The following is a 9,290-nucleotide window of genomic DNA, read 5'->3' as shown; positions in this document are numbered from 1 at the left end:
AGTGCACGCCCTGGATCAGGGACGAGGCGCAGTTGCCGACACCGGCCACGGCCACTCGGATCGGATGGTGGGACACGGTTCTCCTTCGTCGCGGATCGTCCGCCCCCCGCCCGGCGGCTCAGGCCGCACCGGCGTCGTCGACGGCGTCCGGGTGCGGCGGGGAGGACTCAAACCCCCCAAGTCTAGACCCCGCCACGGGGAACGGCCCGCCCCCGGAGGGACGGGCCGTTCCGGCGGGCGGGCCGCCGGTCAGCGCAGCCAGCCCTGGAGCACGTTGCGCGGCCGCTGCATCTCACCGTGCTTGGCCCCGAGGACCACCACGGTGCCCGACAGGGCGGGGATCACCCACTGGAGCACCTTCAGCTGCTTCTGGGCGGAGGCCAGCTCCGGGGAGGCGTCCGGGCGGGGCTCGGTGGCGCCCTGCGCGCCCTCGTCCGAGAGCTTCTCGATCTTCTTGCCGAGCACGCGGGAGTAGGCCGTGACCCCTGCGCCCACGACGGTGATCAGGGCCTTGGAGGCCGTCGCCCCGCCGACCCCCTCCTGGGTGGCCACCCGGCCCTTGTTCTGGGCGATGAGCGCCGCGCCGGCGACGCCGTGGGCGACCAGCGCCGCCGCCTGGAGGGGCGCCCACTTCTTCCATCCCAGGTTGGACAGGCGGGTGCGCTCCCGCGGGTCCCGGGCGGCCGCGGCCGCCCCGTTGAGCCCGACGGCGCCCATGAGGGAGCCGCCGAACCATGCCGCCGCGGTGAGGTCGTGGATCGAACGGGTCAGGTACTCGTTGTCGGACATCGCGCTTCTCTTCCTGTTGACGGGCCCGGAGCGGCCGTGGAGCGCACGCCCCGGCAATAAGGATGCTTAGTTCCTATCACCGCCCCGCCCGTGGAGGAACCCCTGCGCGGCGTGTGACCGCCGGCATAGGCGGTTTTCACAGCGCGCTCACCAGCAGTGCCAGGGCGAGCACCAGGAACAGGGCTCCGGCGGCCAGCTCCACGGCGGCGCCGTGGCGGCGGAAGGTCGCCGCCAGACGCTCGACGGAGCCCATCCACGCCACGGCGGTGAACCAGGCGAGGCCCACCGCCACCAGCAGCACGAAGACCAGGGCGGTCTCCCACCAGCGGGCCCCGGCCGGGACCACGTTGGCGAACAGGGCCACGAAGAAGATGATGGCCTTCGCGTTCGAGAGGTTGGTGACGAGCCCCAGCAGGAACGCCCGGGCCGGGCCGGGCGCACGCCCGGGCGGCGCCGCACCCGGCGGCGCCACCGTGGACGGGGCGGGCCCCCCGGACGGGGCCGCTCCCGCCGGCACGGCCGCCGGCGCGGTCCGCGCGGCGAGCCCGGCCCGGATCCCGCTCACCCCCAGCCAGCCGAGGAACAGCGCCCCCGCCACCTGGATGAGCCGCTGCACGGTGTCGGCCTGGCTGATCAGGACGGTGACGCCCGTGAGCGACAGCGTGATCCACACGAGGTTGCCGGTCATCACGCCCACGGCGGTCAGCACCCCGGCCGTGCGGGAGCCCAGCGACGAGTTGCGCAGGATCACCAGCACGTCCGGGCCGGGGGCGACGATCCCGGCGATCCACAGCCCCAGCAGCGCGAGGTACTGCGAGACCTCCACGGCCTACCGGGTCCCGCGGATCATGCGTGCTTGGAGTCCTGGGCGCCCGCCCAGATGTTGATGTCGGAGTCGGTGGCCAGCCGGTCGATGGCCTCCAGCTCCCCGGGGGTGAACGCGAGGTTGCGCACCGCGCCCACGCTGTCCTCGAGCTGCTCCGGGGAGGAGGCGCCCACGAGGGCCGTGGTCACCTGCCCGTCCTGCTGCTCGCGCAGCACCCACGCGATCGCCATCTGCGCCAGGCTCTGCCCGCGGGCGGCGGCGATCTCGTGCAGGCCGCGAACCTTCTCCAGGGTCGTGTCCGAGAGCCACTCCGGGTCCAGGGACTTCTCGGCCGCGGCCCGGGAGCCCTCCGGGATCCCGTCGAGGTAGCGGTCCGTGAGCATGCCCTGGGCCAGCGGGGAGAACACGATCGAGCCCATGCCGGCCTCGCTCAGCGCCCCCAGCAGCGAGGTCCCCGAGGGGCCCGGGGCCTCGACCCACCGGTTGAGCATCGAGTAGGAGGGCTGGTGGATCAGCAGCGGGGTGCCGAGCTCGCGCATGATCTGCTGGGCGCGCAGGGTCAGCTCCGCGTTGTAGGAGGAGATCCCCACGTACAGCGCCCGCCCGGAGCGCACGACGTGGTCGAGGGCCCGCATGGTCTCCTCGAGCGGCGTGTCCGGGTCCGGGCGGTGGTGGTAGAACACGTCCACGTGGTCCAGTCCCATCCGCTGCAGGGACTGGTCCAGGGAGGAGACCAGGTACTTGCGCGAGCCGCCGAAGCCGTAGGGCCCCGGCCACATGTCCCAGCCGGCCTTCGAGGAGATCACGAGCTCGTCCCGGTAGGGCGCGAAGTCCTGCTGCAGGCTCCTGCCGAAGTTCAGCTCGGCGGCGCCGGCCGGCGGGCCGTAGTTGTTGGCGAGGTCGAAGTGGGTCACGCCGAGGTCGAAGGCCCGGCGCAGCGTGGCCCGCTGGGTGGCGAGCGGCTTGTCGTCGCCGAAGTTGTGCCACAGGCCCAGGGAGATCACGGGCAGCTTGAGCCCGGAGTCCCCCACGCGCCGGAAGGGCATGGTCTCGTAGCGGTCCTCGGCGGCGAGGTATCGGGCATCGGGTCCGTAGGTGAGCACGGCGGCCTTTCGTGGGACGGTGGACGGTCGGGGAGACGGGTCGCGGCGGCTCAGTACCGCACCACCGCCGCGCCGTGGGCGGGCAGCGCGGCGACGGCACCGCCGTCGGCCCCCGCGGTGAGGGAGACCTCGCCGGAGCGGAACAGCACCTCGGCGTCGGCCGCGCCGGGGACGGGCGCCTCGACGGGGGCGGCCCCGAAGTTCAGGACGACCGCGACCCCGTGGTCGGAGCCCGGCGCCGTGGCCCGGCGGAGCACGAACCAGCGGGCGTCCTCGTCGTGGTCGGTGTCGATGGTCGCGAAGCGCGGGTCCGTGAGCTCGGGCACCGCCCGCCGCAGCGCGATGAGCTCGCGGTAGGCGGCCAGCACCCGGGCGTGGTCGCCCCGGCCGGGCTCGTCCCAGTCCAGCTTGGAGTCGGTGAAGGTGCTGGGCGCCTGCGGGTCCGGGACCGTGGACTCGTCCCAGCCCATCGCGGCGAACTCCGCCTTGCGGCCCTTCGCCACGGCCTCGCCGAGCTCGGGCTCGGGGTGGGCGGTGAAGAACTGCCACGGGGTGGACGCGCCCCACTCCTCCCCCATGAACAGCATGGGGGTGAACGGCTGGGTGAGCAGCACGGTGGCGCCGAGCACCAGCTGGTCGGCCGAGAGGCTCGCGCTGATCCGGTCCCCGGCGGCCCGGTTGCCCACCTGGTCGTGGTTCTGGATGCAGGTGACGAACTGCCACGGGCGCACCCGCTGCTTGTCGACCGGCCGGCCGTGGTGGCGGCCGCGGAAGACCGACATGGTGCCGTCGTGGTAGAACGCGTCGCGCATGACCTTGTCGAGGGTGCCCAGCGCGGCGAAGTCGGCGTAGTAGCCCTGGGTCTCCCCGGTCAGCGCCACGTGCGCGGCGTGGTGGAAGTCGTCGAGCCACTGCCCGGTCATGCCGAGGCCGTGGGCCGTGGTCGGCGTGATCATCCGGTGGTCGTTGAGGTCGGACTCGGCCACCGTGAACAGCGGCCTGCCCGTCTCCACGCCCACCCGCTCCACGAGCTCGGCGATCTCCTCGAGGATGTGCACGGCCCGGTGGTCCTGCAGCGCGTGCACGGCGTCGAGGCGGAACCCGTCCACGTGGTAGTCGCGCAGCCACATCTCCACGTTGTCGAGGATGTAGTCGCGCACCCCGTCCGAGCCCCAGCCGTCGAGGTTGATGAGGTCGCCCCAGGTGCTGGAGCCGGGCTTGAAGTAGTCGGCGAACAGCGGCAGGTAGTTCCCGGACGGGCCCAGGTGGTTGTAGACCACGTCCTGGATCACGCCGATCCCGCGCTGATGGCACGCGTCCACGAAGCGCTGGTAGGCCGCGGGCCCGCCGTAGGACTCGTCCACGGTGTACCACAGGACGCCGTCGTAGCCCCAGTTGTGCTCGCCGTTGAAGCCGTTGACGGGCAGCAGCTCCACGAAGTCGACGCCGAGCTCCACCAGGTGGTCGAGCCGCTCGACCGCCGCGTCCAGCGTGCCGGCGGGCGTGAAGGTGCCGATGTGCAGCTCGTAGATCACCGAGCCGGCGAGGGTCCGGCCCGTCCACGCGGCGTCGCCCCACCGGTGCGCGGAGGGGTCGAAGGTGCAGGAGAGGTCGTGCACGCCCTGCGGCTGGCGGCGCGAGCGGGGGTCGGGCAGGACCTCGGAGACCTGCGAGCGCTCCTCCGGGGTGCCCTCGTCGAAAGTCTTGCCCAGCACGTATCCGTAGCGGACGGTGCCCGCGGGGACGTCGGCGTCGTCGGGCAGGGTCCACCAGCCGTCGCGGCGGGCGGCGGGCCCCTCGGGAGAGCCCGCGGGCAGGGACGCGGCGGGGACCATGGCGTGGTCGTCGCCCTCGATCCGCACGGTCACGGACCTGGCGTGCGGGGCCCAGACGTCGAAGCGGTTCAAATGGTCACGGGTGTTCATGAGGGTTCAGGAGTCCTTCCGGCGCAGCAGCGCCACGGGGTAGTCGGACAGCAGGGCGGACAGCGCCACGGTGCCCGTGTGCGGGCGGTGGGTGAGCACGTCCTCGAAGTCGCCCTCGGGCAGCTCGAGGGTCTCGTCGGTGAAGCCGCCCCGGGCCGCCAGGCTCAGGGGCAGGCGGGTCACCACGGTCACGGCGCCGCCGCGGTCGAAGGCGAACACGTGCCCGGCCCGCGGGCCGGAGGCCTCCAGCGGGATGTAGCCGGTGAACAGCCCGGGGTGGTCGCGGCGCAGCCGGAGGGCCCGGCTGGTGACGAGCAGCTTGGCCGCGGCGTCGGGGCCCACGGCCGGGATGCCCTCGGCGGTCCCGCCGCCGGGCGTGTCCAGCCGGGCGAGCATCGCGGCCCGCTCCTCGAAGTCCACCGGGCGGCGGTTGTCCGGGTCCACGAGGGACTCGGCCCACAGCTCGGAGCCCTGGTAGACGTCGGGGACGCCGGGCATCGTGAGCTGGACCAGCTTGGCGGCGAGCCCGTTGCTCCAGCCGGCCTCGGTGACGTGCTGGGCGAAGCCCTCGACCACGGCCCGGATCTCGGGGTCGTGGAAGACCAGCTCGATGAACCGCACGAGCCGGTCCTCGAAGTCCGCGTCCCCGTCCACCCAGGCGGTCGAGCTGCCGGCCTCGCGGGCGGCCTTGAGCGCGTAGTCCACGGTGCGCTCCTGGGAGATCGGCCAGGCGCCCACCACGGCCTGCAGCACGAGGTTGACCAGCGGCCCGTCGCCCACCCGGACGCCGGCCTCCTCGGCGAGCCTCTTCGCGGTGCCCACCACGCCGGCCCACTGCTCGCCGGCCTCGGACAGGACCGTGATCCGGGCGCGCACGGCCTCCGAGCGCTTGGTGTCATGCGTGGACAGGGCCGTCATGGCCAGGGGCTCCTCGGCGGCCCGGCGGCCGAGCTCGGCGTGGGCCTCCTCGGGCGTCACGGCGAAGTGCGAGGGGTCGCCGCCCACCTCGGTCAGGGAGGTCAGACGGGGGAAGCGGTAGAACGCGGTGTCCTCGACGCCCTTGGCCATGACCATCCCGGAGGTCTGCTGGAAGCGGCGCGCCAGCTCGCCGAGCTCGGCGTCGTCCGTGGCGCCGAGCCCGAGCAGCTCCCCCAGGGTGCCGATCGGCCCGGCGAGGTCGGGACGCCGCCCCCGGGCGGCGTCGAGGGCGGCGCGCAGGTGCTCGGCGCCCTCGGGGAGGTAGCTGCGGTAGACGGGGAAGTTCGCGAGGATCTCCGCGAGGGCGTCCACGGCCTCGTCGTGGCCGAGCCCGGCGTCGGCGGGGACCGCCCGGGCCAGGCGCAGGACCTCGGCGTGCAGGGCGTTGTCGGCCATGGCGCGCTTGGTGCCGTGGATCATCTCCTCCCAGTGCACCGGCTCCCCGCCGCGCAGGCGGGCGTCGAGGCTGGTGAGGGCGTACTCCCCCGCCGGGTCGGTGAGCAGCCGGTCGAGCACGCCCAGGGCGTCGTAGCCGGTGGTGCCGGCCGTGGCCCAGTCCCGGGGCAGCCGCTCGCCGGGCTCCAGGATCTTCTCCACGACGACGTAGGCGCCGCCGGTGAGCTCCTTCAGCCGCTCGAGGTACTGCCGCGGGTCGCGCAGCCCGTCGGGGTGGTCGATCCGCAGCCCGTCGACGAGGCCCTCGTCGATCCAGCGCCTGATCTCGGCGTGGGACTCCTCGAAGACCTCCGGGTCCTCCACGCGCACCCCGGCGAGGGTGGCCACGGTGAAGAAGCGGCGGTAGTTCAGCTCGGAGTCCCCGCGGCGCCAGTTGATCAGCTCGTAGTGCTGGCGGGCGTGGACGTCCCGCGGGTCGTCGCCCGCGGCCCAGGTGCCCTCCGCGAGGGGGTAGACGTTGTCGTAGTAGCGCAGGGTGCCGTCCTCGACGCGCAGCTGCTCCAGCTCGTCGTCGCCGTCGCCCAGCACCGGGATCAGCACCTTGCCGCCGCCGGCCTCCCACTCGACGTCGAAGGCGTCCGCGTAGGGCGAGTCCTGCCCCTGTGCGAGCAGGGACCACCACCACGGGTTCTGCTGCGGGACGGCCACGCCCTGGTGGTTCGGGACGATGTCGACCAGCACGCCCATGCCGCGGGCGTGGGCGGCGTCGGCGAGCGCCCTGAGCCCGGCGGGGCCGCCGCGGACGGGGTCCACCTCGGCCGGGGAGGCGACGTCGTAGCCGTGGTCCGAGCCGTCGACGGCCCGGAGGATCGGGGACAGGTAGACCCAGTCCGCGCCGAGGTCGTGGAGGTAGTCCACGAGCCCGGCCGCGCGGTCCAGCGTCAGGTCGGAGGTGATCTGGAGTCGGTAGGTCGAGATAGGTGTGCGCACCGCTCCAGTCTGTCGGCCCGGCCCCGGAAATGCCAGCAGGCTGTCGACCCGTGTCCGGGTCGACAGCCTGCCGGCGCCTCAGCTCACTGGTCCGAGGGCGTCCTGGCGTACACCGCCACGGAGGCGGCGACCGACGCGTCGGGCTCCTCCTCCGGGGCCTCGTATGCGCGCAGCACGACCGTGGACTTGCCCTCCAGGGTGATGGAGCTGCGGGCCTTGCGGATCTGCCCGTCGGAGTGCTGGCCGGCGGTGTCCAGGATCTCCTCCCACTGCCGCCCGTAGCGGGCCGGCGGCAGCTTGTACTTCACGGCCTCCGGGTTGGAGTTGAAGTACACGATGAAGTTCACGTCCGTGATGGGCTGCCCGCGCATGTCCACCCCGGCGATGCCGTGGCCGTTGAGCCACATGCCCAGCGACCGGGACAGCGGCTCGTCCCAGTCCGCGGGCTTCATCGGGGAGCCGTCGGTGTTCAGCCACGCGATGTCGGGCATGGGGCGCCCGGTGTCGTCCTCGTCCATCTCCACGGGCCGGCCGTCGAAGAAGTTCGAGCGGCGGAACGTGGGGTGCTGGTGGCGCAGCTGGGTGACCGCGGCGGTGAACTCGGTGAGCGGGCCGTCCATCGCCTCCCAGTCGATCCAGGACAGCTCGTTGTCCTGGCAGTAGGTGTTGTTGTTGCCGTCCTGGCTGCGGCCCAGCTCGTCCCCGTGCAGGACCATGGGCGTGCCCTGGGACAGCAGCAGGGTGGCGAGGAAGTTGCGCTGCTGGCGGGCGCGCAGCGCCAGGATCTCCGGGTCGTCGGTGGGGCCCTCGACGCCGCAGTTCCAGGAGCGGTTGTGGGACTCCCCGTCGTTGTTGTCCTCCCCGTTGGCGTCGTTGTGCTTCTCGTTGTAGGAGACGATGTCCCGCAGCGTGAAGCCGTCGTGGGCGGTGACGAAGTTGATCGACGCGAAGGGACGCCGGCCGCTGTGCTCGTAGAGGTCGGCGGAGCCCGTGATCCGGGAGGCGAACTCCCCGAGGGTCGCCGGCTCGCCGCGCCAGAAGTCGCGGACCGTGTCCCGGTACTTGCCGTTCCACTCGGTCCACTGCGGCGGGAAGTTGCCCACCTGGTAGCCGCCGGGGCCGATGTCCCACGGCTCGGCGATCAGCTTGACCTGGGAGACGACCGGGTCCTGCTGGACGAGCTCGAAGAACGTGGAGAGCTTGTCCACGTCGTAGAACTCGCGGGCCAGGGTGGCGGCGAGGTCGAAGCGGAAGCCGTCCACGTGCATCTCGGTCACCCAGTAGCGCAGGGAGTCCATGATGAGCTGCAGGGAGTGCGGGTGCCGGACGTTGAGCGAGTTGCCGGTGCCCGTGTAGTCCATGTAGAACTTCTCGTCGCCCTCCACCGTGCGGTAGTAGGCCTGGTTGTCGATGCCCTTCATGGACAGGGTGGGGCCCATGTGGTTGCCCTCGGCGGTGTGGTTGTACACCACGTCGAGGATGACCTCGATGTCCGCCTGGTGCAGGGCGCGCACCATGGCCTTGAACTCCTGGACCTGCCCGCCGAGGTCGTTGGTGGAGTTGTACTCGTTGTGCGGGGCGAAGAAGCCGATCGTGTTGTAGCCCCAGTAGTTGCGCAGGCCCTTCTCGAGCAGGGTGCTGTCCTGCACGAACTGGTGCACGGGCATCAGCTCGATGGCCGTGACGCCGAGCTTCTGCAGGTGGGCGATGACCGCGGGGTGGGCCACGCCGGCGTAGGTGCCGCGCTGCTCCTCGGGGACGTCGGGGTGCTGCTGGGTGAGGCCCTTGACGTGCGCCTCGTAGATCACGGACTTGTGGTACGGGGTGCGCGGGGTGCGGTCGCCCTCCCAGTTGAAGAAGGGGTTGATCACCACGCCCATGGCCATGTGCGGGGCCGAGTCCTCCTCGTTGAGGGAGTCCTCCTCGCCGAAGTTGTAGGAGAACAGCGGCTGGGCCCAGTCGAACTCGCCCGCGATCGCCTTCGCGTAGGGGTCGAGCAGCAGCTTGGAGGGGTTGCAGCGCTGGCCCGCCGCGGGGTTCCACGGCCCGTGCACCCGGTAGCCGTAGCGCTGGCCGGGCTGGACCGTGGGCAGGTAGCAGTGCCAGACGTAGCCGTCCTGGGCGTCGACCTCGATGCGGGTCTCCGTCCCGTCGTCGTCGAACAGGCACAGTTCGACCTTCTCGGCGATCTCGCTGAAGAGCGCGAAGTTGGTGCCGGTGCCGTCGAAGGTGGCGCCGAGGGGATAGGGCTGGCCGGGCCAGACTTCCATGGGATCTCCTGTC

The 9,290-nt window shown here is 72.3% G+C and carries 6 protein-coding genes; all 6 read right to left on the bottom strand.

Features of this window, described 5'->3' with window-relative positions:
- Positions 1 to 249: 249 nt before the first annotated feature.
- The 6 genes from GMA12_RS04325 to glgX all read right to left on the bottom strand — a co-directional run bounded on the left by GMA12_RS04325 (position 250) and on the right by glgX (position 9,277).
- Positions 250 to 789, bottom strand: a complete 540-nt coding sequence (locus tag GMA12_RS04325) for a hypothetical protein (protein ID WP_156267394.1) — start codon at positions 787 to 789, stop codon at positions 250 to 252.
- A gap of 136 nt (positions 790 to 925) precedes the next feature.
- Positions 926 to 1,615 (bottom strand): LysE family translocator, encoded by a 690-nt coding sequence (locus tag GMA12_RS04320; protein ID WP_162459458.1) that lies wholly within the window; start codon positions 1,613 to 1,615, stop codon positions 926 to 928.
- Positions 1,616 to 1,635: 20 nt separating this feature from the next.
- On the bottom strand, positions 1,636 to 2,718 hold the full coding sequence (gene mgrA / locus GMA12_RS04315; protein WP_162459457.1) for an L-glyceraldehyde 3-phosphate reductase: 1,083 nt from the start codon (positions 2,716 to 2,718) through the stop codon (positions 1,636 to 1,638).
- Between the two features lie 50 nt (positions 2,719 to 2,768).
- The gene (gene treZ, locus GMA12_RS04310) at positions 2,769 to 4,643 is read right to left on the bottom strand and encodes a malto-oligosyltrehalose trehalohydrolase (RefSeq protein WP_156267392.1); all 1,875 of its coding nucleotides are present in this window, start codon (positions 4,641 to 4,643) and stop codon (positions 2,769 to 2,771) included.
- Positions 4,644 to 4,649: 6 nt separating this feature from the next.
- The gene (gene treY / locus GMA12_RS04305) at positions 4,650 to 7,007 is read right to left on the bottom strand and encodes a malto-oligosyltrehalose synthase (RefSeq protein WP_162459456.1); all 2,358 of its coding nucleotides are present in this window, start codon (positions 7,005 to 7,007) and stop codon (positions 4,650 to 4,652) included.
- An 83-nt stretch (positions 7,008 to 7,090) separates the two neighbouring features.
- Positions 7,091 to 9,277 carry a glycogen debranching protein GlgX gene (gene glgX / locus GMA12_RS04300; protein ID WP_156267388.1) on the bottom strand — a complete coding sequence of 729 codons (2,187 nt, stop codon included), beginning with the start codon at positions 9,275 to 9,277 and terminating at the stop codon, positions 7,091 to 7,093.
- Between the last annotated feature and the right edge of the window lie 13 nt (positions 9,278 to 9,290).

The sequence above is a fragment of the Kocuria sediminis genome (genome assembly GCF_009735315.1).
GTDB lineage: Bacteria > Actinomycetota > Actinomycetes > Actinomycetales > Micrococcaceae > Kocuria > Kocuria turfanensis.
This window is presented reverse-complemented; position numbering and strand designations above follow the sequence as displayed.